Source organism: Staphylococcus sp. GDY8P120P (assembly GCF_017892065.1).
GTDB classification, from domain to species: Bacteria; Bacillota; Bacilli; order Staphylococcales; family Staphylococcaceae; genus Staphylococcus; species Staphylococcus nepalensis.
The window spans coordinates 162,950-189,105 of the sequence record NZ_JAESKI010000007.1; the positions used below are offsets into that span (position 1 = coordinate 162,950).

General features: G+C 33.7%; 23 protein-coding genes and 1 riboswitch. Of the genes, 8 read left to right on the top strand and 15 right to left on the bottom strand.

From position 1 onward, the window contains the following. Positions 1-9 precede the first annotated feature (9 nt). The gene (locus tag KA900_RS05330) at positions 10-1,101 is read right to left on the bottom strand and encodes a YkvI family membrane protein (RefSeq protein WP_096808321.1); all 1,092 of its coding nucleotides are present in this window, start codon (positions 1,099-1,101) and stop codon (positions 10-12) included. A gap of 504 nt (positions 1,102-1,605) precedes the next feature. Between KA900_RS05330 and KA900_RS05335 the strand changes: the two genes are divergently transcribed. Continuing rightward, the gene (locus tag KA900_RS05335; protein ID WP_096808320.1) at positions 1,606-2,076 is read left to right on the top strand and encodes a thioesterase family protein; all 471 of its coding nucleotides are present in this window, start codon (positions 1,606-1,608) and stop codon (positions 2,074-2,076) included. Between the two features lie 102 nt (positions 2,077-2,178). Here the strand turns inward: KA900_RS05335 and KA900_RS05340 are convergent, their stop codons facing one another. The 3 genes from KA900_RS05340 to KA900_RS05350 are packed head-to-tail and all read right to left on the bottom strand — an operon-like array spanning position 2,179 to position 4,697. Continuing rightward, positions 2,179-2,826, bottom strand: coding sequence for a TetR/AcrR family transcriptional regulator (locus KA900_RS05340; protein WP_096808319.1), 648 nt, complete (start codon positions 2,824-2,826; stop codon positions 2,179-2,181). 18 nt (positions 2,827-2,844) lie between these two features. Continuing rightward, entirely contained in the window at positions 2,845-3,990 is a 1,146-nt protein-coding gene (locus KA900_RS05345) for an ABC transporter permease (RefSeq protein WP_107644143.1), read from the bottom strand. A gap of 2 nt (positions 3,991-3,992) precedes the next feature. Next, on the bottom strand, positions 3,993-4,697 hold the full coding sequence (locus KA900_RS05350; RefSeq protein ID WP_096811190.1) for an ABC transporter ATP-binding protein: 705 nt from the start codon (positions 4,695-4,697) through the stop codon (positions 3,993-3,995). A gap of 183 nt (positions 4,698-4,880) precedes the next feature. Between KA900_RS05350 and KA900_RS05355 the strand changes: the two genes are divergently transcribed. The 5 genes from KA900_RS05355 to KA900_RS05375 all read left to right on the top strand — a co-directional run bounded on the left by KA900_RS05355 (position 4,881) and on the right by KA900_RS05375 (position 10,110). Then, the gene (locus KA900_RS05355) at positions 4,881-5,438 is read left to right on the top strand and encodes a TetR/AcrR family transcriptional regulator (RefSeq protein ID WP_210139345.1); all 558 of its coding nucleotides are present in this window, start codon (positions 4,881-4,883) and stop codon (positions 5,436-5,438) included. Positions 5,439-5,539: 101 nt separating this feature from the next. After that, on the top strand, positions 5,540-6,784 hold the full coding sequence (locus KA900_RS05360; RefSeq protein ID WP_096808316.1) for an MFS transporter: 1,245 nt from the start codon (positions 5,540-5,542) through the stop codon (positions 6,782-6,784). Between the two features lie 359 nt (positions 6,785-7,143). Further along, positions 7,144-8,433: a homocysteine synthase gene (locus tag KA900_RS05365; RefSeq protein ID WP_210139346.1), complete on the top strand. Its 1,290-nt coding sequence runs from the start codon at positions 7,144-7,146 to the stop codon at positions 8,431-8,433. Between the two features lie 453 nt (positions 8,434-8,886). Next, complete coding sequence (locus tag KA900_RS05370; RefSeq protein ID WP_096808314.1) at positions 8,887-9,639, top strand: threonine/serine exporter family protein; 753 nt, start codon at positions 8,887-8,889, stop codon at positions 9,637-9,639. A gap of 12 nt (positions 9,640-9,651) precedes the next feature. Further along, positions 9,652-10,110, top strand: a complete 459-nt coding sequence (locus tag KA900_RS05375; protein WP_096808313.1) for a threonine/serine exporter family protein — start codon at positions 9,652-9,654, stop codon at positions 10,108-10,110. Positions 10,111-10,215: 105 nt separating this feature from the next. Here the strand turns inward: KA900_RS05375 and KA900_RS05380 are convergent, their stop codons facing one another. The 6 genes from KA900_RS05380 to KA900_RS05405 form a co-directional block, all read right to left on the bottom strand. Further along, positions 10,216-11,112 carry an ROK family protein gene (locus KA900_RS05380; protein ID WP_115341866.1) on the bottom strand — a complete coding sequence of 299 codons (897 nt, stop codon included), beginning with the start codon at positions 11,110-11,112 and terminating at the stop codon, positions 10,216-10,218. A gap of 106 nt (positions 11,113-11,218) precedes the next feature. After that, positions 11,219-12,154, bottom strand: coding sequence for a mannose-6-phosphate isomerase, class I (gene manA / locus KA900_RS05385; protein WP_096808311.1), 936 nt, complete (start codon positions 12,152-12,154; stop codon positions 11,219-11,221). A gap of 16 nt (positions 12,155-12,170) precedes the next feature. Continuing rightward, positions 12,171-14,114, bottom strand: coding sequence for a PTS fructose transporter subunit IIABC (locus KA900_RS05390; protein WP_096808310.1), 1,944 nt, complete (start codon positions 14,112-14,114; stop codon positions 12,171-12,173). A 78-nt stretch (positions 14,115-14,192) separates the two neighbouring features. Continuing rightward, positions 14,193-16,055 carry a BglG family transcription antiterminator gene (locus KA900_RS05395; protein WP_103372811.1) on the bottom strand — a complete coding sequence of 621 codons (1,863 nt, stop codon included), beginning with the start codon at positions 16,053-16,055 and terminating at the stop codon, positions 14,193-14,195. 265 nt (positions 16,056-16,320) lie between these two features. Further along, positions 16,321-17,253 carry a lactate/malate family dehydrogenase gene (locus KA900_RS05400; protein WP_096808308.1) on the bottom strand — a complete coding sequence of 311 codons (933 nt, stop codon included), beginning with the start codon at positions 17,251-17,253 and terminating at the stop codon, positions 16,321-16,323. A 53-nt stretch (positions 17,254-17,306) separates the two neighbouring features. Further along, entirely contained in the window at positions 17,307-18,122 is an 816-nt protein-coding gene (locus tag KA900_RS05405) for a MetQ/NlpA family ABC transporter substrate-binding protein (RefSeq protein ID WP_107644363.1), read from the bottom strand. Between the two features lie 86 nt (positions 18,123-18,208). Further along, a riboswitch (SAM riboswitch) is annotated at positions 18,209-18,315 on the bottom strand. 380 nt (positions 18,316-18,695) lie between these two features. Between KA900_RS05405 and panE the strand changes: the two genes are divergently transcribed. Beyond that, positions 18,696-19,613 (top strand): 2-dehydropantoate 2-reductase, encoded by a 918-nt coding sequence (panE, locus tag KA900_RS05410; RefSeq protein ID WP_096808306.1) that lies wholly within the window; start codon positions 18,696-18,698, stop codon positions 19,611-19,613. Between the two features lie 26 nt (positions 19,614-19,639). Then, positions 19,640-20,458 carry an acyl-CoA thioesterase gene (locus KA900_RS05415; RefSeq protein ID WP_103373265.1) on the top strand — a complete coding sequence of 273 codons (819 nt, stop codon included), beginning with the start codon at positions 19,640-19,642 and terminating at the stop codon, positions 20,456-20,458. A 79-nt stretch (positions 20,459-20,537) separates the two neighbouring features. Here the strand turns inward: KA900_RS05415 and KA900_RS05420 are convergent, their stop codons facing one another. The 5 genes from KA900_RS05420 to KA900_RS05440 form a co-directional block, all read right to left on the bottom strand. Continuing rightward, positions 20,538-21,902 carry a PTS ascorbate transporter subunit IIC gene (locus KA900_RS05420; RefSeq protein WP_096808304.1) on the bottom strand — a complete coding sequence of 455 codons (1,365 nt, stop codon included), beginning with the start codon at positions 21,900-21,902 and terminating at the stop codon, positions 20,538-20,540. 22 nt (positions 21,903-21,924) lie between these two features. Next, complete coding sequence (locus KA900_RS05425; RefSeq protein WP_096808303.1) at positions 21,925-22,209, bottom strand: PTS sugar transporter subunit IIB; 285 nt, start codon at positions 22,207-22,209, stop codon at positions 21,925-21,927. Between the two features lie 5 nt (positions 22,210-22,214). Continuing rightward, positions 22,215-22,655, bottom strand: a complete 441-nt coding sequence (locus KA900_RS05430) for a PTS sugar transporter subunit IIA (protein WP_096808302.1) — start codon at positions 22,653-22,655, stop codon at positions 22,215-22,217. A gap of 10 nt (positions 22,656-22,665) precedes the next feature. After that, positions 22,666-24,606 (bottom strand): BglG family transcription antiterminator, encoded by a 1,941-nt coding sequence (locus tag KA900_RS05435; protein ID WP_210139347.1) that lies wholly within the window; start codon positions 24,604-24,606, stop codon positions 22,666-22,668. Between the two features lie 374 nt (positions 24,607-24,980). Continuing rightward, positions 24,981-25,877 carry a DUF7916 family protein gene (locus tag KA900_RS05440; protein ID WP_096808300.1) on the bottom strand — a complete coding sequence of 299 codons (897 nt, stop codon included), beginning with the start codon at positions 25,875-25,877 and terminating at the stop codon, positions 24,981-24,983. Between the last annotated feature and the right edge of the window lie 279 nt (positions 25,878-26,156).

Here is a 26,156-nt window from a genome sequence, read left to right on the forward strand (position 1 = left end):
GACTATCCTTTACATATCTTGAAATGATTTACCTTGTTTTTTGATACGTTTCATCTTAAATGGTGCATAAATTAATACGATGATAATAATAATTCCCATATATCCTATGACTGGATAGAAGAATGTCATTAAATCTGTAAAACCTGCAAAACTAATGACGAAACCAATTAAAGTGAATATCGTATAAAATATTTTAAATTGATTCGTTTCAATTTCAGTGAAACGTGTAGCTAACGAATAAAACATGCCTAAACAAGTATTAAATATCATTAAATAAACAACAATTGACATAAATACACCTAAAATAGGTGAAATATCATTGACTAAGCCGAGCATTGGTAATGGTAAATGCCCCACTGTTTCAATTTTAGAAAAAATTGCTAAGTGGCTTACCATAATCATTAATCCTAATACAAAACCACCAGCTAAACCGCCCCATGCAGCAACTTTACTATTTCTCTCATTACCACCCATAACGATGGACATAGACGCGCCTAGTCCCACATTAAGTGAGACATAATTAACGCCTGCAATAAACCAATGTGGTACAGCTGATTTATGACTTTTAGCTAATGTATCTAATTCACTAAACGAACCTGACATCGTAAATAAACAATATATAGCAACGATGATAATGCAAATAATCAATAGCGGAGTAATGTTACCAATTACTTTCACCACGCTATCTACGCGTAGCATACCAAATAGCAGCACTAATATAACCATGAGCGCAGTACCATACACGGCTGGTATACCAAATTGTTGTTCAAAATTTGAGCCTCCGCCTGCAAGCATAACGACACCAAATCCAAATAAAGCAATGATTAGTACAATATCTACTAGCCATGCAATGACTTTGCCAAATACTGTACCACCAGTCAATTTATGTATAACGTCATTGTGTCCCTCAGCTTTAAATTTACTACCTAACCAAACCAACATCATACCTACATAGGCGAATAACACGGTAGAAACAACGCCTGCAAGTATACCAGCAGTTCCGAAACTCGTAAAATACTGTAATATTTCTTGCCCTGAGGCAAATCCTGCACCCACGATAATACCAATGAATGCACTACCTATTAAAAATATCCTTTTCATATAAATCCCCTTCGCTAATGTTAAGTTAAAACCACTTTCAAGCATTCACAAACGTTTGGAATATAAATAAATATTCTCTATACTCTTTTGATATTAGCTATAATAACTGAATTGATTATACACTTTAAGTTTTTAAAACGCTATTTGTAAAGCACTTCACGCTTATATCATTTTCTAGTTACTGAAGCCTTAGCAGGACAACACAAGCTTTAAAAGTATAGGATTTCTATTCCTTTCCATCTCCCCTTTGATTCCATACTTATAAATGATTATATAAATAACAAACATTTAAATTTGCAAGCGTTTACATTATTATAATAACTCACTTAATATTCTTTATCAATTTACTTCATTTTTAATGATGTATATTAAAATATAGAAATGATGTTAACATGTTTGTTGCATGCAATCATTCCTGAATTCAATCAATTTACTAACTTAAACTGTTGATTACTGTTACAATAATATAGGTTACGATTAAATTTATATTATAGGAGTGATCTTGTGACAGAGGAATACATTTATAAAAACACGGTGCAACCATCTTGGATAGATCATAATAACCATATGCATGATGCACAATATTATTCCATTTTCAGTGATGTAGTCGTTGGGTTTTTTGAATCAGTCGACCTATATGTTTCTTATCGACAGACGCACGAAATTACTATTTTCAGTTTAGAATCACATATATCATTTTTGAAAGAACTTTTATTAGATGATGCGTTTTACGTTAAAGTACACATTTATGATTATGATACAAAAAGAGTACATTTATTTCTCACTATGTATAATGGCAAAGATGAGCGCGTCGCTACATATGAAGTCATAATGATCGGTGTTAGTCGTGTTACACGTCGTAGTATGTCATTCCCTCAGGCCATCTTAGACAAAATCGAATCAGCTTATCATGTTCAACCAACTTTTGAAGCACCTACACAATTAGGCCATGTCATTGGTATTACTAGAAAATAAAAGATACTACTTGAAACTTTTTAACTAAAACAAGCGTAACACAGACGTCCATACTTTAATTTCTGTGTTACGCTTGTTATTCTAGCTAATCAAACATATTTATTACGCTTTAAACATATAATAAAGACTTTCTTTGGTAAATGATAGATGTTGGTCATATGATCCACCACGATGGCCGTTCAAATCGATTAAATAGCCAATATTTAAATTCATTAACTGCGCAATTAATGTACGTACAAAATATTCTATTTTAACATCACGCATTTCACCTTGATCAATCAGTCGTTGGACCATTGGTTTTAAATTACTTACAAGACGTTTATTAAATATTTCAAGCACCACAGATTGAAATACTTCGCTCGTCATTGCTTCATTTAATATTACCTTCAGCAGTAACCTATTTTTATACATGAATTCAGAACGATTATCCACGAACGTGTTTATAAACGAACTCAAAGTATTTGTAGCTTTCAACTCATTCATAAATTCCATAGCGACAGTTGGGGCTATATTATCTTTGATTACAGGAAGCAACCCTGCATATAGAAGTGATTCTTTATTTTTAAATTGTTTATATACTGTACCTTCAGCTACACCTGCTCTTTTAGCGATATCACTTGTACTCGTCTTGTTATACCCTTTTTCACTAAAAAGTAAGAGTGCGCTTTCGATAACTGAGCGTTGCTTTTCAGTTAAATGATTTAATTTAGGTACAATTTCTTCAACTATAGCTTTAATATTTCGATTCATGTTCATTCCCACCTATACTTAAACTTTTCTATACCGTTTCATACCTAGCACGTTTAAAATCAATAACAACACAAAAATGCCAAATAGTATGCATAAATGGATATAAATATCTTGTATTCCAAAGCCTTTAATCATTACATCTTGAATAGCTTGTCCTGTATAAAACAGCGGCATGACATGTGCCAAGTATTGTAACCCTATATTCATTGATGACACAGGTATTAACCCTGCAAATAGCACTTGAGGAACGATTACAAGTGGTATAAATTGGATCATTTGAAATTCTGAAGATGCGAACGTTGATAAGAGTATACCGAATGTTAATGCTACGAGTGCAGTTAATATAGTTGTAGCTAGCACTAACCAAACCGAGCCCTCTACAGCGATGTTTAATACATATATTGCATATATGACCACTACAAACGTTTGAATCACGCTAAACATGCCGTATCCCATAATATAGCCATAAATAATATGACTCCGTTTAATAGGTGAAGCTAATAAACGTTCTAAGGTGCCTGATGTTCGTTCTTTTAATAAACCAATACCAGAAATTAAAAAAGTAAAGAAGAACACGAAAAATCCTATTAAAATTGGGTTTATCATATCAAAATAAGTAGCATCGTCACTACCATATAAATAATGCGTATTCATTCCTATTGGCTTACCTACATTTTGTTCATTACCTGATAAACTTTGCGCCATTTCAGGGTTATTAGCTGCTTGTGATTTGATATGATTTAAAGCTTCTTTTAATGATTCTGTATTTTCTTTCATTTGATTCATATTATGATTCATAAGCCATTGTTGATTAGCTGAGCTCATTACACCTCTATCTGTTGGATTATCATTTGCAAAGGTAACTTCTAACTGATCATTTTCCATATAAATAAACCCTGTTAAGTTATCTTCTTTAATTTTGTGTGCAATATTTTGGCTATTGTTAAATGATTCAGTAGTGATATCTTGACCATGCAATTCGTTTACCAGTGATTGGGGGACGTCATGCAGCCCTACCTTGACGCCATTTGTATTATCTGAAACCGTAAATATATAATATAATAGCGTTAATATTAAAAGTGGTGCTACAAGGAGTAACATTAGCGTACGCACATCCCTAATCGTCTGTTTAAAAATACGCTTAGCAATATAAAAGGCATTCATATTTAATCCTCCATTTTCAAGAATACTTCTTCAATCGTATCTGCTTGATATTGATCTTTAATATGCTGTGGTGTACCCATAGCAATAATTTCGCCGTGGTTCATAAGTAAAAGTTTGTCACAGCGCGTTGCTTCATCCAATACATGTGTAGTGACAAGAATACTTTTTCCTTCTAATTTTGCTGCGTTTAAATCTTCCCATACGGCTTGCCTTAGTTTAGGATCGATGCCTACTGTCGGTTCATCTAGAATCAATATCTTAGGATTTTGTAAAAAACTAATAGCTAAAGACAACCTACGTTTCATTCCACCAGAATAGGTTGAAACTTTTTTATCTAATGACGCTTGTAATTTCACCATATCACTACATATTTTCACACGCGCTTTAATGTCTTTTCTTTTTTTGATATAAATACTACCAAAGAATTCCAAATTCTCTCTTCCAGTTAAGTCTTCATAAAGCGCATCACTTTGTGCCATATAACCAATATCCATTAAAGTTTTCCTGTTTGGCATTTCAACACCATCTATTGTCACTCCGCCGCCATCTAGGTTTTCCATGCCCAACATACACTGAATTAAAGTTGTTTTACCAGTCCCAGATGGACCAATCAAACCAACAATTTCACCCTTTTCAAATGAAATATTTATATCTTTGAGCACTTTTTTATCACCAAAATTTTTACTTACGTGATTCACTTCAATCATCATCAACACCCCACTTCTTTCTTAGTGAGTAAACGCTCACTTTGAAAGCATCTTACCTCTTTTTTTACAAAGTGTCAAAATAGCAATGTTTTTCATGACGAATTTAGCATTGACTTTGACAATCAACGATATAATTGTTATTTTTAGATAGAACGGTCATTCTACTAAGAAAGTGTGAGATTATTGTCACAAAAAAGGCAAGATATATTATCAACTGCTGAACGTTTGTTTTATGAATATGGGTTTCGTGGCGTAGGCTTAAAACAAATTATTCAAGAAGCTAATGTCGCCACTATGACTTTATATAATCACTTTGATTCTAAGGACAATTTAGTCGAAGCAGTATTAAAACAACGTGAAGCTAGATATTGGTACTATTTAGACAGTTACGTAGAGAAGCAACCAAATCAGCCTTTTATCTCAGCAGTGAAAGCACATTGCGAATGGCTCAACGACCATTCATATAAGGGTGATATGTTTATGAGAGCGATTGAAGATTATGTATACACAGATAATGAAATCGAAAACATAGCTCGAGGGCATAAACAACGTTTATTAAATTATTTAGAAAAACTTGCGAATGATGCAGGCATCGTTAACGGTTTAGATCTAGCAATTCAATTTACACTATTACTTGAGGGCACAACGTCCATGACAGCCTTACTTGGCTCTAAAAAAGCAACATCACATGCTATAACAATGGCTGATTTATTACTTAACGAGGCTCATAAAGGCGTTTAATTTTTAAACGAGATCGAGAATAATTTATTTTATAACTCATCTCGTATTTTTTAAACCGGAAAATAGAATGAACATTCTATCTAATAAAGGAGGAATTTGTAATGAAGTTTTCTAAACTTGTGTTCCCTGGTATCGCTATGATAGCGACAACATATGGTTTAGGCCGTTTTAGTTTTGGGTTATTTCTACCAGAAGTCACTAATGATTTACATTTAACTGCTTCACAATCTGGTGTTATTTCATCTTTATTTTATTTAGCCTATTGTTTTACTATTATTTATTCTACGCTACAAACAGATAAAATTGGCCCTAAACGTATGATTATGCTTGCCGGTTTTTCTGTATTGATTGGTTTGGTCGGTATTGGATTTTCACCGAACGCAATCATTCTATCCATCGGCGTTATTTTTGCAGGTGCAAGTACAGGATTAATTTCCCCACCTTATGGTTATACCATTTCTTTATGGATTAAAGTCCATGAACAAGGGAAAGCGAATACTTGGATTAATTCAGGTACAAGTATTGGTTTGATGTTCACTGGTATTACAGCAATGTTTGCTTTTATAGATTGGAGACAAACTTACTTTGTTTACGCAATATTAGCGCTCGCTGTTTTAATTTGGAACTACCTTATTATTCCTTCATTGAAAGAAGATATAAATATTCATACCGGTTCATTTAATATACGGGATATATCAGCTAGTACACGTATCGTGATAACCTCCACGTTGTTAGGAATTTCAACAGCTACTTTTTGGACATTTTCTAAATCATTTGTGCAAAATACAGGAAATTATTCTGATTTCGCCCTTTCTATCTTTTGGATTCTAATTGGATTATTTGGCATGATAGGTGGTATATCTGGCGCAATAATTGATAAACGAGGTCTTCATTATGCGTTTAATTTAGGTGTCATTGCACTCGCAATTGCAACGATTGCGCTTGCTTTCACTCCAAACATTTGGTTAATTCCATTTGTATCTGCCTCTTTATTTGGAATGAGCTATATATTCTTAACGGGTGTACTTCTAGTTTGGGGTATTAAAATATTTGTTAAAAACGCTTCTCTTGGTATAGGTATCCCTTTTTTAATGTTAGCTGTTGGACAAGTTATTGGTGCCTCATTGGCAGGGTTATTAATTGATGCATTTAATTTTATGTATACTTTTATTATTTATGGTGTCATTGGATTTATTCCACTTTTCATTTATCCTAAAGTTAAATTAGAAGAAAACCAATTACCAAAAGGAGACTACAGCCAACTCCAACACCAAAACCCCGAAATTATAAACCATGAACATATAGAGGACAGTGAAACGCACCATACAGATCATCAATATTACTAATTAAGCATAACCCAGGAAATATTAATCAATAAATGGTTTTATGGGTCATAGATAACAATATTCTTATTCCAAGCAACGCGCCTTCATTTGAAATGAAGGCGTATGTTTATATTTGAAACGCTTGATGGATATGTTACTTAGTTTAGTTGCTTGCGCAAAACTACAATCCGATCCTATTACCTGTCAATTTTCCGCTTTTTATGAATTCTGACTTTATGATATTTAATCATTTTTTGTAACATACTTTGAAATAGGCCCAAAATAATTCTTACTTTTTCAGTAAGGATACTTGAAATAGAAGAAATCCTCTTGTATAGTGTTAATTATCAGAAAATTCAATTTTATAGGAGGACTTATATATGTCTCAAAATAATTGGCATTTAGACACTTTATCTATTCACGCTGGGCAAGAGGTAGATGACTTTTCAAAATCACGTGCAGTACCTATTTACCAGACTTCTAGTTATGTGTTTGATGATACAGAACATGCAAGAAAACTTTTTGCTTTAGAAGAACCAGGAAATATTTACACTAGAATTATGAATCCAACACAAAATGTTTTTGAGGAACGTATCGCCGCACTTGAAGGTGGTATTGGGGCTTTAGCTACCTCATCTGGCCAAGCCGCAATTCATTTAGCATTGCTCAACGTTGTAGAAAATGGTGATGAAATTGTCGCCTCTTCTAATCTATACGGCGGTACATATAACTTATTAAATGTCACTTTCAAAAAATTAGGGATTAAAGTACACTTCGTAGATCCTAGTAATCCAGATAATTTTAAATCGGCAATTACAGATAAAACTAAAGTTGTATATGCTGAAACAATTGGTAATCCTAGAATAGATGTTTTAGACATTGAGACAGTAGCTGATATCGCACATGCACATAACATTCCGTTAATTGTAGATAATACTTTCCCTACGCCATATTTATTACGTCCTTTTGAATATGGTGCAGATATCATTGTTCATTCTGCAACAAAATTTATAGGCGGTCACGGTACTTCAATTGGTGGCATTATTGTTGATAGTGGGAAGTTTAATTGGAACAATGGAAAATTCCCTGGTTTAGTTGAACCAGACCCAAGTTATCACGGTGTATCATATGCCAATGACGTGGGTGAAGCTGCTTATATCACAAAAGCACGTGTTCAATTATTACGCGATTTAGGTTCTGCAGTTTCGCCTTTTAATGTGCATGAATTTTTAATTGGTTTAGAAACATTACACCTTCGTCTCGAACGCCATTCAGAAAACGCACTTAAAGTAGCTCAATTTTTAGAAAACCATCCAAATGTCTCTTGGGTCAATTATCCTGGTTTAGAAAGCAATGCGTACCACGACCTCGCTCAAAAATATTTACCGAATGGTCAAGGCGCTATTTTAACATTTGGTGTAGATGGTTCTGTTGAAGATATTGCTAAATTTGTAGAATCTTTACATTTATTCTCTCATCTAGCAAATGTAGGAGATTCAAAATCATTAGTAATCCATCCGGCGAGCACTACACATTTACAGTTATCACCAGAAGAACAACAAGCTTCTGGAGTACTACCAGAATTAGTCAGACTGTCAGTAGGTACAGAAAATATTGATGATATCATTTCAGATCTTGAGCAAGGCTTATCAGAAGCTCTTGGAAAATAATTTTTTAAGTATGCTAATATTTAAAATAAATAGTGTTTAAATGAGGCGAGACATCAATGATGTCTCGCTCTCTTTTAGTATAAAGGCAGTATTTGTAAAGTATCGCCTTTAAATAACTACGTTTAAAGCGCTATTTTTCAAATTATTAGAACAGCCGTGTTTATGCATGAGCATATGCGCATGTTACCCATTTGCCATTATAGTTCTTATACAAAACTGCAACCCTTTCATTTTTTTCCTTATACGTGCGTGACAAGGGACTCTTTTCGAGAAATATTATGGCTATCCCACCTTTTAAGACGTCCTGGTAATCTAACCTCACACAAACCGAAGACTACTGGCAGCGTAATATTTCTTATGTATATATTTTCTGGTTTCTGAAAATTTCTCTTTGAAATTACATATTAATATTGCGATAATAACTATAATTATTTAATGAGTTGGAGGTGCCGTTTGGATAACTATAAAGATAAAGCAACCATGAATGTGATATTACTTGCAGGCAAAATCTTGTTATCTTCTGGAGCAGAGATCGCTCGTATAGAAGATACGATGAGACGTATAGCAATTTGTATGGGTTACTATAACAGTCAAGGATATGTAATTAACGTATTTATTAACTTTTCATTAAGTGAAGCACATGATACTCGCATTTTACGTATTGATAAGAACAGCACTAACTTACTTAAAATATTTCAAGTCAATGCCATTTCACGTAAACTTACAGGCAATCAACTTTCTATCGAAGAAGCGTTTCACTCACTTCAACATATTGATAGATCCAATTTAAGCATTCCTCTATGGAAAAAAGTCATTGCTGCAGGTATTATTTCATTAAGTTTTTTATACTTACAAGGTGGCACGTGGGCTGATGCGCTTACAACCATTGTTGCTGGTGCAGTAGGATTTTTGATAGTCGAATATATGCAAAGTAAATCTTTAACGATGTTTATACCTGAATTTATAGGTTCCTTTATTTTAGGGACGATAGTTATATTTGGCTCTGAATTATTTCATGTGAAGCAATCATTTGGCCCAGCTATGATTGCTTCTGTTATGCCCATCGTACCAGGCGTACTGATAACTACTGCTATTCAAGATTTATTTAGTAGGCATATGTTAATGTTTACTGCAAAATTCTTAGAAGCGTTAGTGATTGCTTTTGCAATTGGCTCTGGCATTGCAATCGCTTATTCCATTTTTTAAGGAGGCCGTATTTTGACGATTTTATTCACATTTTTATGTAGTTTTAGCGCATCCTATTTCTTTAATGTCATATACGACGCGCCTAAAAAATTATTTATTCCTGCTGGCTTTGCTGGTTCAATGGGTTACTTTGTCAGTTATATTTTAGAACAATCATTCGAAATAGATGCTATATATTCAAGTTTAGTTGGTAGTTTAACTTTAGGATTAATTGCGCAAATGATGAGCCGGATTTTTAAAGCGCCTGTTGTACTTTTTATGATTCCAGGCATTATCCCTCTAGTGCCAGGTAGTATTGCTTTTAGGGCTACACAACAACTTGTCACTTTAAATTTTACAGATGCAACAAATACCTTTATAAGAGCTATTTTAATCGCTGGTTCTATTGCCTTAGGCTTATTGCTTTCTGATCAATTATCTAAAACTTTAAATATTAGAAAATACATTTCAATTAAGCGAAATAGGTTATAGTTTTAGCGATTCAATACCACTACGATTCAAAAAAGCGAGACCCCAAAACCTTAATTAAAAATCAGTTGGGTTCTCGCTATCTATATTTAATAATAAGCTTATTTCTTATTGCGGATTAACAAAATAAAGCCCTGTTAATACATTTACTTTTAAATCACTTACTTTAATGTGAAATGGTTTCTTTTGGATTAAATGGTGCTTTTGTGTATAATCTTCAATCATTTCTTTATATGGTAATACACTTTGAGTCACCCCGCCACCAAGCACAATATGATAAACATTAAATATGTTATATAAGTTATTGCACAATTGTTGCGTTAATAATAATACTTCATCCATCATCCTCGTGATATTTTCATCTGCTTTATTCATGAAAATATCGATAGCTTCTCTCGTACTCACCTTTCTTTCTAATATATCACTCGCTTTTCGACTAATAGCTAATCCTGAAAGTTCATTTTCAACACAACCAAATTGATGACAAACAGGACATTGATAATTGCTGTCATTTTTTATAATCGTATGGCCAATCTCACCAAAATTGCCATCAACACCTGTGATAAGCTGGCCATTTCTGATATATGCCATCCCAATGCCAGTGCTTATCGTTAAATAGATGATATCTTTGGTCTCCGATTTGATGTATTGATATTCAGCTAATATAGCAGCATCTGTATCGTTTACAAAATGAGGTGTAAATTCACTGTGTTGTTTTATGTAATCTCCTGCGTTGAAGCCAATATAATCTTGCAAATTGGGTGGATTTAAAAATAATCCCTTCGTATAGTCACACGGCCCTGGCATAGCGATATTTAATGTATTTTGATCGATGTTTTTATAATTTTCTTTATATTTATTTGCGATACTCATAATTTCCGAAAACTCTGCTTCTGGATCATTTATATAAGTATCGAATTTTTGGCTTTCAATCACTGCTAAATGTTCATCTATAATTCCAACAATTGTTTTGGTACCACCTATATCTGTACAAATTTTTAACATTCAGAACAACTCCATCATTCATTTTATAATTTTAATTATGAATAAATAGAGGTGGAGTTAAAACTAATTTGCCTTAAACTAAATCAGTCTTTCCCACCTCTTCATTTTATACGTAACTTATAATCATTGTCATTTCACCGTTAAATATTATGGCTTGATCTGTTGCTGTTAAGATAAAATGGGTCCCCTTTTCTAAAGTATAAACGTCGTTATTGATACTTATCTCACCGTTTCCGTCCACAATTGATACAAGGCAATACGTGTTAGGCTTTTCATAAGTCAACTTACCGTTCATTACCCAACGCTCAACAGTAAAGAAACTGTTCGAAACAAATTGCGTGTAATTTTGACCTTGAATCACTTCGTGTTTAGGCGTTGTGTTAGGCGAATTAGTTGAAAGATTAATCACTGATTTACTTTGTTCTAAATGTAAATCACGTTTATTACCTGCTTTATCTGTACGATCATAATCATATATTCTATATGTTGTATCCGAAGATTGCTGCGTTTCTAATATTAAGATACCTTCTCCAATGGCATGAACTGTACCAGCAGGCACATAGAAAAAATCTCCTGGTTTGACTTTAACTCTATTAAACAACGCATCAAACTGTTGGTGGTCTATCATTTCATCTAATTCCTCTTGGTCTTTCGCATGAACACCGTAAATAATTTCAGCATCTTCTTTAGCATCTAATATATACCAGCATTCCGTCTTACCATATTCACCTTCATATTTTTGTGCGTAAGTATCATCTGGATGAACTTGTACTGATAATTTATCATTTGCATCTAATATTTTGGTTAACAATGGAAACTTTGCATCTCCTGATACACCAAATAACGATTTATCTTCATCCCATACTGCTTCTAACGTCTTCCCTTTATGTTTTCCATTTTCTATTATATTCGTACCATTTGGATGTGCCGAAATCGCCCAACACTCTCCTGTATTCTCATAGGGGATGTGATAATTGAATGCTTTTAGAGCTGTCCCACCCCATATGCGTTCTTGAAATACTGGTTTTAAAAATAATGGCATGTCAATGAACCTCCATCTAAATATCTTTTAATATATTATAAATCTGTTCCTTACGTGTCGCATTTATTAAACTCTGACGAATGTCATCGTCCATTAAGGCTCTTGATAGTCTTTGTAATAATTTTAAGTGTGTGTCACTACTATCACTTGGGACAGTGATTAAAAATATCATTTGTGGTGATGTACCATCTAAACTTTCCCACTCTACACCTTGCTTATTGTTCATCACTGCTACAATAGGTGCTTTAACCGCATCTGACTTGGCATGAGGAATCGCTACATTCATACCAATAGCTGTTGTTGATTCTGATTCTCGTTTTAAAACATCTGTTTTTAATTGTGCTTTATCAGTTATATAACCATGTTCATTTAAATTTTCTATCAGTTGATCAATCGCTTCGTCTCTAGACAATGATTGTTCAGAAATATGAATTACTTTTTCATTAAAGACGCTATTGGCTTCTGATGTTTGCTCCTCTTCTTCTAACTTGTCATCCTCTTTACCTTGAGTTGTTTTATCAGGACTAGCCATGCTTGTTTCTACATTATCAGCCTCAACTGCAAGTGTTGGTGTTTTTCTTCTTAAAATTAAAACTACACTCATTGTAACAATACTACCAATGATTACTGCGATAAAGAACCATAATATTTGATCGATGCCTCCTAAAACTGCAACGATCGGGCCACCGTGTGCCACTCTATCACCTACGCCGCCAATGGCAGCAACTACAGCAGCAACCATAGCACCAATCATATTGGCAGGTATCATTCTAAATGGGTCTTGTGCAGCAAAGGGAATTGCGCCTTCCGTAATACCAAATAATCCCATTGTAAATGAAGCTTTCCCCATTTCTATTTCACCTTGATTGAACTTATGTTTATTTACAAATGTAGCAAGTCCCAGACCAAGGGGCGGCGTACATACCGCTACTGCAACCATTCCCATAACTGCATAATTTCCTTCTGCAATTAAAGCTGAGCCAAATAAAAATGCTACTTTGTTGACTGGGCCGCCCATATCAAAGGCAATCATAGCACCAACAATTAAAGCTAAAATAACAATATTAGTTCCTTGCATACTTTTCAACCAAGTAGTCAGTCCTTCAAAAATACTTGCAATCGGCGCACCAATTAAGAAAATAAAAATCAGTCCGACAATTAATGACGAAATAATAGGTATGATAATGATAGGCATAATCGGCGCCATCGCTTTAGGTACTTTAATATTTTTAACCCACTTCGCAATATAACCTGCAATAAAACCAGCAACGATACCTCCCAAGAAGCCTGCACCTGCATCACTACCATAAAAACTACCATCTGCAGCAATCGCACCACCGATCATACCAGGCACTAAACCAGGCTTATCCGCAATACTAACCGCGATATAGCCTGCTAATATAGGAACCATAAAGCTAAATGCTAAGTTACCAATATTTTCAATAGATTTCCAAAATGAATCTTCTGGTATCACTAAACCTTTAGATGTTGCTTCTCCGCCTAACGTTAATGCAATAGCCATTAACAATCCACCTACTACGATGAAAGGCACCATAAAAGAGACACCATTCATTAAATGTTGATAAAACATTTGCATGCCGCTTTTTTGTTCTTCATCTTCTTGATTCGTGTTCCCACTACGATCATGATGAATATGTCCATCTCTATCAATTATACGTTGGATTAATTCTTTTGGCTTATGAATACCTTCTCTCACGCTTTCGTTGATAATTAATTTCCCGTCAAAACGTGATAAATCCACTTGGCGATCTGCCGCTATAATAATACCATCCGCTTCTTTTATTTCTTTTGCTGTTAAAACATTTTCGGCCCCAACGCCGCCTTGGGTCTCTACTTTTATATTGACGCCCATCTCTTCAGCAGCCTGTTCTAGTTTTTCTTGCGCCATATAAGTATGCGCTATGCCGTTTGGACACGATGTAATTGCTAAAATTTTCATAATGTCATCCTCCTTACACCTCATTGTAAACGCTTGCTTATATAGATAAAAAAGCATAATTGCCGTTGCTAGTGGCAATTATGCTTTAATTAATTTTATAATATGTTGTTTTAACTTTTGTGTTTCCATCGTCATTATTTGATCGACATCATGTTCACTTAATTTCGCAATGAGGTGTATTAATTTTTTCATAACAGGCGCATCGTTTTCTGTTATTACTAAAAAGAATACTAATTTAACTTTATGTTGTTTCCATATAAATCCTTGAGGGTTTTTGAATATCAGCACATGAGACTTCATAACTTCTTTTGGATTACCATGTGGGATGCTGATGCCATTACCAATATATGTAGAAGAAAATTGTTCGCGTTCTATTGCGCTCTGCATATAAGTTTCAGTAATCGCATATTGTTGCGTTAAAAATTCCTGAGCCTTTTCAAAAACATGTGAGGCAGCAACTTCACTTGTAATCGTCTGAACATCAAATTGAATATCAGATATTTCACTTTGCTTTAATACAGGATTTCGCTTGTGATTTATAAACGTTTTAATTTCGTTGACGTCACCATCAGAAAGTAACGGAGACACTTCAATTACTTTTAGTGTGTCTGGTAAATTCGTAGTATCTATTGGATGCGTTGTGATAAGTGCATCTATATTTGAAAAATCGTATGTTGCTAGTAACTCCAATCTTAAAGTATCAATAATTTTAATATGATCATCCAGGTTTGCAATCTTCGCTTCTAACAAACTAGATATACCTAATCCGTAATAACATGTAATTACAATATTAATTTCCTCTCTATTATTCCGATCAATAGAGGATTGAAAATGTAAAGCTAAAAAAGCAATTTCATCTTCGACCAAGCTTAATTTTGAATCTTTTTCAAGGTGATAGACTGTTTCATACAAAGCATTAAAAACAAATGGATAATATTTCTTTATTTCGTCCGTTAATGGGTTGTTGATATATACATTTTTAACAATACGCAAGTAAGTTCTGCTGAAATGTGCATAAACATTTTCTCTTAATATGTCATCGTTTGTAAAGTTAATACCGATATGCTGCTCCATTTGATAAATCATACGATCAATATAACTTTCAACAAAAATGGTTTCTAAACCTAAATCATATTTATTAAAATAATAGCTAATAAAAAATGAAAACAATTGGGCAGTTTCATTAGATAAACGATAGGCTAATTTATAATTGATATCTTTGATACATTGTTCAGCTATTTCTTGCGCCTCTTCATTTACAACCCACGATGTTTCACTTGCCCTTTCTCTTTTTATAATAATAATCAAATGAATGAGCAATTGCTCAATGCGTAAATCAGAAGTCTGAATATCATGTTGCTTTAAAGTTGCTTTAATAATATGGAATATTGTTTTAATATGTGCTTGTGGCATTTCATTAAATATAAGTGCTTCGACTGTTTTATTTTTCGTAGATAACTGATTCAAATGTAATATCGCATTTCTGACATCCATTTCGTTACCGATTATTGTAATACCTTTTTTCTTTTTAATATCTACTTCTATTCCAAATGAACGACACCATGCTTGTATTCTGTTCACATAATCATGAGCTTCTTTTTTGGTAATTGTAAATTCTGTTTCTATTTGTTCAATTGTAATAGGTTTTTGATACATCAATAGCTCATACCCAAGTTTCAATAATATCTCATTTTCCTGAGTCAAAAATGTCTGAATCAACGTTTCTAATGTTTCCTCGCTATAACGATTATAATTGATTTTATATCCTTTTCCTTTAACGCTTGTAATCAAACTATTGATAATTTCACTATTGATGTATTGTATATCGTTTCTCACAGTTCTATTAGAAACATTTAAATAACTTGCAATCTCATCCCCACTTAGATAATAATTTTTGTTACTCATAAACAACTGTATAAGTTTTGTATGTCTTTTTAACATATATACACCACACTTTTCTTTTACTACCTACGTCTTCTGTAGTGATTATCCCTTATAATATCAAGTCAATTGTAGTCATAACTTATCATTTAAGCAAGATATCTTGATATAATTTGGTTTTTAATGATGTATATAAAGACGGGAATATAACATTAAATTTAACGTTATATTCCCGCCCTATAAAAACATATCTTGTTATCGTACGAAACAAGACATTTTTTAAACTATGCTTTCTTTCTACGTACTATAATTACGTCTTCAAAAATTATTCACTTGCTTTAGCAATGGTTTGTTGAATGTATTGATGTGCTTCAGTTAGTTGTTCAAGTTCTACATCACTCAACTGAACTTCAAAACGTTGCTGAATACCATCACGAGTTACTAAAGTGGGTAAACTAAAGGCGCTTTCTGCCAATCCATATTCATTGCTAATTGAAGTTAATGGCATAATTGTTTTTTGGTTTAAATATATGGATTGAATAACATAATTGACTACTTTAGCAATCGCCGCATTCGTCCATCCTTTTTGATAAAAAACATCCATAGATACCTTATCAATAATTTCAATGATTTTCTCTTTATCAATGGGCGGTATACCAGCCAATTTTTCAAACTCATGTAGTTCCATGCCATGCACCCTTACTTTACTCCATACTGGTACTGCGTGTACACCATGTTCGCCAATTACAAAAGCTTCAATATTTTTAGGGTCTACTTGATAATATTTTGATATTAACGTTTTAAAACGTGACGTTTCTAAAGCTGTTCCTGTCCCGATTATCTTATGTGTTGGATAATCTACTTGATTGCTTAAATAAGTCATTGTATCTACTGGGTTAGAAACTAAAATAATAATCGCGTCTTGTGTTACTTGACTAATTTGTTCCATGACTGCTTTTATCATTTTACGGTTTCCTTGCGCCAAAGCAACACGGTCACCTACTTCAGGATCAGTCGGTACACTTGATGTGACTACAATAAATGCCGCGTCAGCTAATGTTTCATATCCTCCGGTATGTATGTCAATATGATTGGAATTAGGTAAACCTTGTATATGTTCGTGGTCCAACGCTTCTCCACTCGCTCTTTGTTCATTTGTATCAATTAATACAATTTCTGAAAAAATATTTAAACTCTGCACATCTGTTAAAACTTGACTTCCAACTCTACCAAGTCCAATGATGCCTAATTTTGTCATATATCCTTGCCCCCTATGTCTTTATATCATATATTAATTATCTCACTCTTTGGTTATTTTTCATACGGAACCACATCTTGGTTATACTCTTTTTCAATAAATTGCTTCATATCGTCAGACTGTAAAATTTTCAATAATGTTTGATATTCCTCATCATCTTTATGACCTTTTTGAACTGCAATAATATTTGCAAATGGAGATGATTTCCCTTCAATTGCGATGGCATCTTTATGCGGTGTTAAACCGTTATCAATAGCATAATTCGAGTTCATAATAACAGCTGCGCCTTCTTTGCTCTTATATGTTTTAGGTAAAAATTCTGCGCCTTGCTTATTATTAAATTTAAGGTTCTTTTTATTCTCTACAATATCATCGAATTTAGCGTCTTCAATGTTGACGCCTTTTTTAATTTTAATTAATCCTTTATCTACGAAAAAAGATAAGAAACGCCCTTCTTCTGCCGGATTATTCGAAACATAAATCGTAGACCCATTAGGAATATCTTTGATATCTTTATACTTTTTACTATAAACTCCCATTGGCGTCGTAAATACTTTTCCCACTTCTTCTATATTATAATTGTGATCATTTTTCTCCGCTTTTAAATAAGGGACATGTTGGAAAAAGTTCGCATCTACGTCGCCTTTATCTAAAAGTTTATTAGGTACTTTATAATCATTAACCACTTTAATTTCCAAATCATAACCTTCTTTTTTCATTTCATCTTTAGCATGTTTTAATACTTCTCCATGCGGTGCTGGTGATGTGGCGATTGTAACTTTTTTATTTTCTTTACCATTGGATGAACTACACGCTACGAGTATTATTGTAAAAAACACTAATATAGCTAAGCTGATTAACTTTTTCATAACATCTCTCCTTAATATGTTTTAAAACAAAATGAACTCATATGTAAAAAAATACTTCCTCTTAAATAAGAGAAAGTATCCACCTTCTCTCATCTCCGAAAGTAAACATTACTTCCTGTGAATTAGCACCATTTCATTAAACGATGGTTGCTGGGTTTCATCGGGCACGTCCCTCCACCACTCTTGATAAGAGTCAAAACTATGTATTTGAATTGTATTAATCCTAGCATTATACTCATATTTAGTCAATTAAATTTTAGAAAATTCTAATTATTAACCATTTTAAATAAATGGATAGAAATTGTTCCATGTGAAACGGATATATCTACATGATTAGTAATAAATAAATCCATTCAAATTATGTAAAATAATGCTAACTAGTAGGATTTTGGCGGTTTTTCATTAAATATAAACAAACCTGTGGCCACCATAATTTATATGATCATTTTAAATATGAGCTATTGATTGATGTTTAATAATAAATCACTTCGCAATCTTGTATGCGTAACTTTAAAGGAATAGTGGTATATAAATAGCAATATTTATTCATTAGAAAAACAAGGAGTGTTTAAGATGCGTATTTTAATCTTGGGAGCAGGCGGCATAGGAGGATACTTTGGTGGTCGTTTAGTAGAAAGCGGTAAAAATGTCACTTTCTTAGTAAGACCGAAACGAAAATCCTATTTAGAAAGAAATGGTTTGGTGATTCATAGTGACAATGGAGATTATAGCTTTAATCCACAGTTGATGACTAAAGAAGCAGAAACGGAACCTTTTGATGTTATCCTGTTGTCTTCAAAATCGTATCATCTTGACCAAGCGATTGAGGACTTAAAACCATTTGTACACGAACAAACTGTGATTATCCCATTACTTAATGGTGTCGCACATATTCCAAAGTTACAATCTATTTTTGGAAAAAATAAAATTATGGGCGGGTATTGCATCATTGAAACTGCCTTAAATACAACTGGTGAAGTCGTACAAACAAGCGATTTTGACAAACTTTTCTTTGGAGAATTGGATGGTACAGTTAGTGATAGAGCTAAACTAATAGAGCAATCTTTTTCCGGTTCCAAATCCGACTTTATGTTAAGTTCTGATATTAACCGTGGTATATGGCAAAAATATTTAATGATCACTGTTTTATCTAGCGTCACAACAATGATGCATGCACCAATCGGTCCTATACGCGACAGTAAAGGTGGCGTGGATTTCGTCCGATCTTTATATGAAGAAGTTGCATCTATTATACGAACTCATAAAGCACCACTGGATGACAATATCGTTGAAAAATATATGAAGGGGTTAACTCAGTTATCTTACCATTTCAAAACTTCTATGCAACGCGACATGGAAAAAGGATTGAATATCGAAGCTGACCATTTACAAGGTTATTTATTAAATCTAGCGAAACAGTATCAACTAAATGCGCCACTACTATATGCTTCATATCAAAACCACAAGGTATATAAAGAAATGATTCAATAATCAATACAAAATGGAGAGACTTGTAAATGACATTCAATATGCAATCACACCCTTTTGATAACGCAACATACTTAAACCAACAAGAAACAGGTGTTTATTTCGGACACACGTCTGCCAATTATGCGAATATGATCGGCCCATTTGGTGGCGTTATTGCTTCAACATTATTACGCTCTATCTTAGAACACCCCGATTGTATTGGAAGCCCTGTTTCACTCACGGTCAACTATGCTGCACCTGTCAAAGATAAAGATTTTAAAATAATAGCAAAACCAACAAGAACAAATCGCTCAACCCAACACTGGTACGTAGAACTCTTGCAAAATGAACAAACAGTTATATCAAGTACTGCCGTGACTGCACTCAAAAGGAACACTTGGTCTTCTACAGAATTAGCAATGCCAGAAGCGCCTCCATTCAAAGAAGTTCCCAAATTACCAATGATAGATGTACCGCCATGGGTACAAAATTATGATATTAGAATCATTAAAGGTGCGCCTCGTGCCTTTACAAACGACAGCGTTACAGATTCTGTTACATTGCAATGGATAGAAGACATGCCAAAGAGAAAATTAGATTACCTATCACTCACATCCATTTGCGATGCTTTTTTCCCTAGAATATACGTCCGTCGCGAACCTTTCGTTCCGATTGGGACAGTATCATTAACAATCTATTTTCACATAGATGCATCAACTTTAGGCAAAGAGAGAGCGCAACCTGTGCTAGGACACACCCGTGCAATTAATTTTAATGAGGGTTTCTACGATCAAACCGGTGAAATTTGGAGTTCTAATGGGGTATTATTAGCTACAACAACTCAGCTTGTTTATTATAAAGCATGAATGTAAATTGGCATTAAAAAGGACGCGTCTATGAAATCATTTTAGAAAAATATGATTTCTGACTCGTCCCTTGTTTTATTTATGATTGCTGTTCGTTTGCTTCTTTTTGATTTGTACGTTTTTGTAACATGATTGATACAGCTGCAACAATAATAATTAAGATAATGATGCCGATAATCCCTAAGTATTTAGCGATGTTTCCTAATACAACACCTACTACTAAGAAGTCTGTATCAGAGAATGTCGTAGCAGCGCCACCTAATTCACCTAAAAACGGTAGGAATAAAAGTGGCAAGAAAGTAATTAAAAGACCATTTAATGCTGAACCAGCAACTGCGCCTTTTATGCCTCCTCTTGCGTTACCAAATACACCGGCCGTAGCGCCTAAGAAAAAGTGTGCTACTACACCTGGTAAGATAACCACGCCACCGAATAAGAATAATATAAACATGCCAATAACGCCTACAATAAAGCTTACAAAAAAGCCTATTAACACAGCGTTTTGTGCATAAGGAAAGACAATCGGGCAGTCTAATGCTGGTTTGGTGTTAGGAACTAATTTTTCAGAGATGCCTTTAAATGCAGGTACAATTTCTGCAAGAATTAAGCGAACCCCAGTTAAGATAATAAACACACCTGCTGCAAAAGTAACACCTTGGATAAGTGAAAATACAATAAAGTTCTGTCCGTCGCTAATTTCTGCATGTACATAACTTGGTGTAGCAAATAACGCTGCTACAAAATAAAGTAATGTCATTGTTAACGAAATACTAATCGTACTTTCTCTTAAGAAACTCAATCCTTTCGGAAAATTGATATCTTCCGTAGATTTAGACTTTCCTTTAAATAACTTTCCTATTTCGCCCGCAGCCCAGTAACTCATCGTACCGAAATGCCCTAACGCGACTTGGTTATTGCCAGTAATTTTTTTCATTGTCGGTTGTGCTAACGCAGGTAATAATGCCATTATCAAACCTAAAATCACTGCACCAATAATCACAGTCAATGTACCTGTTATATGACCAACTGACAATAATATGGCTAAAAATGCAGCCATATAAAATGTATGATGGCCTGTTAAAAATATATATTTCAAATTTGTAATACGTGCAATAATAATATTTACAATCATACCAAAGACCATAATTAATGCTGCAGTCGTGCCATATTGTTCTAAAGCAATTGAAATGATAGCTTCATTATTCGGTACAACGCCTTGTACACCAAATGCATGTTGGAAAATTTTACCAAATGGTTCTAACGATTGCGTCACCACATTGGCACCTGCACTCAAGACTAAAAATCCTAAAATCGTTTTTATTGTACCTGAAGTAATATCAGTGGCTGATTTTTTTTGGACAATCAATCCAATAAAAGCGATTAAGGCTACTAATATCGCTGGTTGGCTTAACACATCAACGATAAAATCAAGTATTGGCTTCATCGTATTACCTCCTTACTGAATATTAAAGTACGTTTAGATCAGTTAATTTTTCATCTAATTTTTGTTGTAGTTCTTCTTTGTCTAATATGTTATCTAGTACAATCACGTCGCCTAGTTTTTGTGTATTTTCTTCTAAATCTCTACCGCATATAAATAAATCTGCCATATCTGGACTGGCGCTCATAACATCGCTATGTTCTACTTTAATATCTGATGGCGCATTTAAATTTTTCAATGCCTCTTGCGCATTCATCTCTACCATAAAACTACTTCCTAAACCGTGACCACACACTACTAAAATTTTCATTTTCATCATTCTCCTTTAAATATATTTATAATTTCAACCGGCGTTTGTGCTTTTAACAATACCGAAACGGTCTCTTGATCGCCTAAAGTCGTTGCTAAATGCCTTAGTATTTCTAAATGCCCTTCATTATCTACAGCGCTTAAAACAAAAATTAACGAAGCATAATGCCCTTCTTCTGAAAAGTTAATATGCTGATTTAATTTCAACAAACTTAAACCTATCTTTTTTACATTGTCATTAGGTCGTGCATGTGCGATAGCTATTTCAGGTGCAATGACAATATATGGCCCTAGCTTTTCTACGCTATGAACCATTTCGTCAATATAATCTTGTTTAAAATAATCTTGCTCTTGTAAAGGACGAGCTGCAACACGAATCGCTTCACGCCAGTTTTCCACTTTATCAAGCACTTGCACTTTATCAGTTGATAAAATTTCTAATGTCATTTTTTCCTCCTTAATGTTGACTCACCTCATTGATACAATGCATGATTTCATTCATATCTCCTAAAAACAGTTTGTTTCTATACTGTTCGTCCATCACTAATTCACTAAATTGTCTTAACGCGTTCAAATGGATTTGGGGTTGTGCTGTTGCTAATGTCACTATGATAAAAACAGGATCATATTGGTTATGTTCAAAATGAATACCACCTTTGTAATGTACAATGCTAAACCCTACTGAACCTTTAACATGCGTTGGTTTAGCGTGTAATAACGCGATATGCGGGCTAATAACCATATAGGGCCCGAACGCATCGAGTTGTTCAATAATTTCTTCTGCATAAATATCATCTACAATTTGATCATCAACTAACGCTCCAACGCTTTGCTTAATAGCTTCATTTCTAGAAAGTGAAGGCTGGCATGTTAAAATCCTATTTTCTGGTAAAACGTCTTGCAATGTTGGTCCTAATCCCTTGATATCATTAACGTATTTTTCTCTTGAAATATTAATAATATCGTTCATTTGCTTTCGATCGTTTTTATCTAAAAATGGCGAAACATGAAGTACAGGTATCGATTCATGTTCAAATGGCACGGTTGAAATAATGTAATCGACGCCTTCATGTTTCAATAGGGTTTCGTTAATTTCATATATTGAATAAGCGTCTACAATTTCTAGTTCAGGGTAGATATGCCGTATCCTGCTTTTCAATAATTGCGATGTCCCTACACCAGATCCACAGAGGAGCACTACTTTTATAGCATTTGTTGTAATCGCTGAAATACGTTCAATAGCTGATGCAAAATGCAGCGTAATATATGCCAATTCATCTCTGTTAAAACAAATTTGATAATTCTCTTCAATCCCCCAAATATGATGTTGCAATCTCTCAATCATGTGATGGTACTGTTTGTGTATTTCATCTGTTAGTGGGTTTTTATGTGTCATGTCAAATTTCAATCGATGAATAGCTGGTCTCAAATGAACAATCAATCCATTTAATAATTTGCTATCATTCAATAAATCTAGTCCTAAATCAGCACTGATCCGTTCAATCAATTGTTCCGTCAAAATTTCTAAATCATCTACGTCTTCACTTGCATAGTTCATTTCTGACGTTTTAGCACCTAATAAATGCAACGTGATAAAACCTGCTTCACTTTTCGGAAAATGTATTTCAAATTTTTCCTCTAAAGATGCTTTTATCAATATTGCCACACGAAATTGGTCTGTTTTTGCTAATTTTTCATATTCTACTTCGGGAATTTCAAAAACAAACTTTTCTTTAGCACGATGTATCGCAATTAATATGTGATAAATCAAACCATCTATTGCGCTTTGAACTAATTGATAATTTGCTTCAAATAACACTGACGTTACAGCCAATCGAATATCTTCTAGTTCTTTATTAGAAAAGAGTTTATGTCCTATTTGATGTGTATGATTTTGAAAATATTCGTGTACACATGACGCATATGCCTTGCGGTAATGTGTTTCTTCACCTTCTATAATAAATCCTTTGTTTTTGATATATGTTAACTTCAAATTATATGAGGCTAACCAGATTTGTACACTTTTTAAATCATCTACAATTGTTCTACGTGTGACTGAAACCATGTTAGCTAATGATTGGGAAGATGTCGGAATATTAGACTCAAACAATTTCAGTATGATATAACGTATGCGCTCTTCTTTAGAATAATGAATTGAAGTCGCTGTATATCGATTAGTCATATCATTGAGTGGCATTGTAGTTTCAATCTTGATACCTGTATTTTTATTTCTAAAAATAGTTAAATCTAATTTCTGTGCCATACTTTCTATATATTCTAAATCATATTGTATTGTCCTTTCTGAAACATTAAATTGTGTAGCTAACTGATGAATAGGTATAAACGATTCACGTTCAAGTAAGAATGTTAATATATGATGCTGTCTCTTGCTTAACACACGAGCAACCTCCTTACATATATATTGTAACCGCTTACTATTAATGATAGGTGTGTAATCTCTTTCGTCTCGTAATCCGAAAAGTTGCACATCTATCACAAGCAGTTACTTTTTAAAATTATAAATTAATCATTAAATAATTTGTATATAAATTATGTTAGTAATACAAAAAGTGAGAACATGAGCATCTGATATAGAATATTATATTTAAAATAAAGTATTCATATATTAACAATTGTGGTTATTTAACCCTATTTAAAAATTAAAAAAACAGTAATGAAACTCAACGTCATATCTTGGTTTCATTACTGTTCTTAATAAAAAATATTTTCACTGATTTATTTCTTGATGTCACTATAATATTTTTATATCTATTAACGGTTAATTGACCTTGCAATCATTGATAGCGTATGTCTTTCACCCCGTAACGCTTTACTCAATTCAAATATATTCTCCACCGGTGCTAGTCCACAGGAACTACCATCACCAATGTGTTGGATATCTACACCACATATTTTATTTCTAATCGCAAAATCTCTAATTGTACTGGGATCAGCGCTTTCTTGACTTGTACCAATAGCTGACATCACAAGCCCACCATTACGATGTACGACTTTCACAATATCTTTAAGTTGCGTCTCGTCAAAACCTGGGACTGTACCAACTGCAGGTACAAGTATCATATCTGCCCCTGCTTCAATGAATTTTTCTACATATGTTTTTGTAATAACAGGTTCATCTACGCCAGAGCTATGCATTTTTCCAGCAATAATTAAACCTGAAAAATGTGCGCTTGTACTTTCAATTGCTTCTATAATTTTATCATTGGTTACTCCAGTTGCTGGATTGCCTGTCATACAAATAAAATTGACACCTAATTGTTCGAGCGCTCGAACTGTCTCAGAGCTTGCTTGACGCCCTAGTGCAATATCTAAGTGTGCCTCGGTCATATTTGCACGTTTATCAACTGGTTCTAAGTTCACCCCTACAGGTCTACCAACTAAATATCTCAATGTCTCTATCACGTGCGCCCCTTCACCAATGTTTTTTACTTTTGGATTAAATGCATCAAAACCATTTAATAAAATCAAATCTGCACCAAACGCACGGGCTAATTCAGCATTAGAAATATCTGGCACCATAGGCGTTTCAGTAACGATGTTTTCAGATAAAACGACACGTCCAGCGCTAGCTTTAATACTCTGCTTCAATTCTTTGCCTGTCATTTCAATGAGTTCTGATGCGTTGGCGCTCAATAATCTTTTTACCATATGATATCTACTCCTTGTATAAGCTGTTTTAGTTCCAACATGCTTTATAATTGAAATTCCAATTAATAAATATATTTCTTTTTACCTTTAAACTAAACGTGCTATATAGTTAATTATTTTACCATATACGCTATCGTCCGCTTATTTTAATTCTTTTTTAATAAAAAGCATTCTATATTCATTATCTGTTTTTAAAATTTTAAATTATTTAATTTTCAAAAACTGTAGCGTTTCATAAATATTAGTGTGATAATATATTTCAATATACATTACAAGGGG

What these genes read in the sequence shown, in the direction of transcription:
- KA900_RS05330 (WP_096808321.1), bottom strand. Translation starts at nt 1,101, where the DNA reads ATGAAAAGGATATTTTTAATAGGTAGTGCATTCATTGGTATTATCGTG.
- KA900_RS05340 (WP_096808319.1), bottom strand. Translation starts at nt 2,826, where the DNA reads ATGAATCGAAATATTAAAGCTATAGTTGAAGAAATTGTACCTAAATTA.
- KA900_RS05345 (WP_107644143.1), bottom strand. Translation starts at nt 3,990, where the DNA reads ATGAATGCCTTTTATATTGCTAAGCGTATTTTTAAACAGACGATTAGG.
- KA900_RS05350 (WP_096811190.1), bottom strand. Translation starts at nt 4,697, where the DNA reads ATGATTGAAGTGAATCACGTAAGTAAAAATTTTGGTGATAAAAAAGTG.
- KA900_RS05360 (WP_096808316.1), top strand. Translation starts at nt 5,540, where the DNA reads ATGAAGTTTTCTAAACTTGTGTTCCCTGGTATCGCTATGATAGCGACA.
- KA900_RS05365 (WP_210139346.1), top strand. Translation starts at nt 7,144, where the DNA reads ATGTCTCAAAATAATTGGCATTTAGACACTTTATCTATTCACGCTGGG.
- KA900_RS05380 (WP_115341866.1), bottom strand. Translation starts at nt 11,112, where the DNA reads ATGTTAAAAATTTGTACAGATATAGGTGGTACCAAAACAATTGTTGGA.
- manA (WP_096808311.1), bottom strand. Translation starts at nt 12,154, where the DNA reads ATGCCATTATTTTTAAAACCAGTATTTCAAGAACGCATATGGGGTGGG.
- KA900_RS05390 (WP_096808310.1), bottom strand. Translation starts at nt 14,114, where the DNA reads ATGAAAATTTTAGCAATTACATCGTGTCCAAACGGCATAGCGCATACT.
- KA900_RS05395 (WP_103372811.1), bottom strand. Translation starts at nt 16,055, where the DNA reads ATGTTAAAAAGACATACAAAACTTATACAGTTGTTTATGAGTAACAAA.
- KA900_RS05400 (WP_096808308.1), bottom strand. Translation starts at nt 17,253, where the DNA reads ATGACAAAATTAGGCATCATTGGACTTGGTAGAGTTGGAAGTCAAGTT.
- KA900_RS05405 (WP_107644363.1), bottom strand. Translation starts at nt 18,122, where the DNA reads ATGAAAAAGTTAATCAGCTTAGCTATATTAGTGTTTTTTACAATAATA.
- panE (WP_096808306.1), top strand. Translation starts at nt 18,696, where the DNA reads ATGCGTATTTTAATCTTGGGAGCAGGCGGCATAGGAGGATACTTTGGT.
- KA900_RS05415 (WP_103373265.1), top strand. Translation starts at nt 19,640, where the DNA reads ATGACATTCAATATGCAATCACACCCTTTTGATAACGCAACATACTTA.
- KA900_RS05420 (WP_096808304.1), bottom strand. Translation starts at nt 21,902, where the DNA reads ATGAAGCCAATACTTGATTTTATCGTTGATGTGTTAAGCCAACCAGCG.
- KA900_RS05425 (WP_096808303.1), bottom strand. Translation starts at nt 22,209, where the DNA reads ATGAAAATTTTAGTAGTGTGTGGTCACGGTTTAGGAAGTAGTTTTATG.
- KA900_RS05430 (WP_096808302.1), bottom strand. Translation starts at nt 22,655, where the DNA reads ATGACATTAGAAATTTTATCAACTGATAAAGTGCAAGTGCTTGATAAA.
- KA900_RS05440 (WP_096808300.1), bottom strand. Translation starts at nt 25,877, where the DNA reads ATGGTAAAAAGATTATTGAGCGCCAACGCATCAGAACTCATTGAAATG.